Origin of the sequence: Flavobacterium sp. (assembly GCF_029242675.1) — a bacterium.
GTDB lineage: Bacteria > Bacteroidota > Bacteroidia > Flavobacteriales > Flavobacteriaceae > Flavobacterium.
The window spans coordinates 1-2,708 of the sequence record NZ_JAQWTM010000270.1; the positions used below are offsets into that span (position 1 = coordinate 1).

General features: G+C 35.6%; 1 pseudogene. It reads right to left on the reverse strand.

Annotation, left to right across the window (positions count from 1 at the left end):
• Nucleotides 1–1,943: pseudogene (locus P8M54_RS09950) on the reverse strand (hypothetical protein); the annotation flags it as partial.
• Nucleotides 1,944–2,708: the final 765 nt, after the last annotated feature.

The window sequence follows — 2,708 nt, forward strand, 5'->3', positions numbered from 1 at the left end:
ACAGCCGTTGTTGCTGTAGCAGTAAGTGTTTGAATCGGCGACGCCTCACATTCTGTTTTGTTCCCACCACTAACTGGTGCTAATGGAATTGGGTTTATCGTTAAAACAACTGCAGTACGTGAAGGACTAGGACAACTTGAAGCCGTATTAACCGCTTCTGCATAATAGGTTTTTGTTCCGATAGCATTCAATGTTGGATTTGAAACCACGTTTCCTCCTGTTGCTGCATCATACCATTTTAATGTCGATCCCGCTACAACAGTTGCTATGGCAGTTAACGTTTGTATAGGGTTTTGTGCACATTCCGTTTGGTTACTCCCTACTGGAGGTACAGGAGGTACATCAAAACGCACCGTAATATCGGCCGTTGAAGGATCGCAATTACCATTTGATATTGTCCAAGTAAAAACATAAGTACCCACTACATCAACTGTTGCAGTGCTACTACCACTATTGCTATTACTGAAAGTTACTGTACCTGGACCCGATTTTACTGACCATCTTCCAGTTCCTACGGTTGGAGTATTACCTCCTAGAGAAGCACTAGTTAGAGAACAATTATTTTGGTTACTACCTACTGTGGCAGTAGTTGGCTTCTCAACAATAGTAACAGAAAGTGTAGCTTCCTTGTAACAAGGTATAAAAGCGTCAGCAGAAACTACAACCGCCTTTGGATCACTTAAATTAAAATTTATTGGTCCAGAACCGAAATCTAAAGTAGATGTTCTTTCCGGACTAAGAAACGAATTAGTGATACTAAAAGCAGCTTCAGAATCATCTTTCATGGTGAAGCCGAAAAATTTAATATCCCCAGTTACATAGCCAATTTGAGATTTCAAAACCGAAACTTCAAATCCCAACGACAAATCATTTATACCTGTATTACCGCTATTAACACCAAAGTTTTCAGACGGATTTCCATTAGAAGCAGTTCCTAAACTAACTTTTGTCGAAGTACCAGTCTTAAGCTCTATAATATCAGCGAAGTAGGTCAATCCACCATCTTTAGTAGATATTGCCAAGCAATAATCAGGTAAAAAATAGGAATCAAAAGTGCTTGGATTATTATTAAAATAATTAAACCCATTAACTGAGGGATTAACGGTTACTTCGTCACCATAATTTCCAATATTGAAACCACCAGGCTTCGTATCCAAAAACAATAATGTACTTCTATTTGCATTTAATTTACCAGTTATCCCAAAAATCAAATTATCTTCTGTACCACTAATCTTTATATTAGTCAGGTATCCATCAACTGCATTTGGCGATAGTGCAGCGCTCAAAGTATTATCTTCAAACGCACCCGTACCCCAAGCAGCTTCGGAAACTGTCCCATCAAAGTTAACAGTATACCTAGTTCTAACCTTAACAACTTGTCCAGAATTCAAAGTTGTGGTAGTATACACCTTGCTAGTTGACATAGGTTGAACCACCACATTATCAACTAAAAACTCAAACAAATCTCCACCACCCGTTGCAGTAAAAGTCAAAGGAACACCTTTACAAATTGGACTATTAGTAGGAGATACAGCTAAGTAAACATTTGGGGGAGCATTAAAGACTGAAGCCACAACAGGAACCCTTACACTTAAGTCACTTGCAGAACGACTTTGTACATAAAAAGTAGTTGTTTTACTGATAAACGGACTGTAAATAGACCCAGTACGTAAAACAGTAGTAGACTCTTGGCTGTCAAACCACTCTATAATATCTCCACTATTTCCTGACGCAGTAACAAAAACCCTAACCGTAGCATCTGCTACTTCCTTACATGAACTTCCTGCAGTTGCCAAGGGTGCAGGAATAAGTGCCTTTGTTTTTGCTACTGATGTTGAAGAAGAATTTCCAGAATTTTTATTATTGATCTTACTACTTTGAGCGAAAATAGCATTTCCCAGAAACGAAAAGAAGAACAATAAATAGAGTAATTTATGTTTCATATATGAATTTTTGATTATCAAATTGAGATTTTTACATACAAACAATAAAACTATGCATTATAAACGACAAAAAATACAATTTTTTAATATAAAATTAACAATTCACATAATGACGGTCACAAACTTCTAAATATACGAATCACTGAAGATACCCAGCGAAATTCGTATCAAGTCATTTTCTACAATTACAATACATTACCAATGATTAAAATTAAATACTAATACAGAGCGTAACCAAAAATAGAACACTATCTATACCCAACACCTGAAATGATATAACTATATAAAAGCTTACTATTAAAATGACCAAGATTTAAACTAGTCGATACACACTCAAAAGCCAAAGTAAACGACACAAAAAATAACAACAAATAATTATCTCAAACAACTCAGTAAATAAGAAAAAACCATAACAAAAACAATTGAAACAGGATAAGTAAAACGGATTAAGAATAACAAAAATAAGTTAACTATTTATTCCAAATTCATGCGTCTGCCGCTACTTCCACTACGTTCCAGCACCGTCGGGCTATACGTTACAATCTTTTTCGCGGCTAAAAAAAGGGATCAGGAACAAAACCTGAGGAGGCTTTTTATTAAAAATATAGATATTTGCAGAGTAAAACAATAACAAATGGATTCTGTCGAACTTTTAAAATTTGTTCTTCCCGATTTTCTAGTAGATAACTTTGAAATAGTTTCTGCTCTCAATTCTGAGGAAAACCTACATCTCTATTTTGAAGAAAAATCAAAACCTCCCAAAGA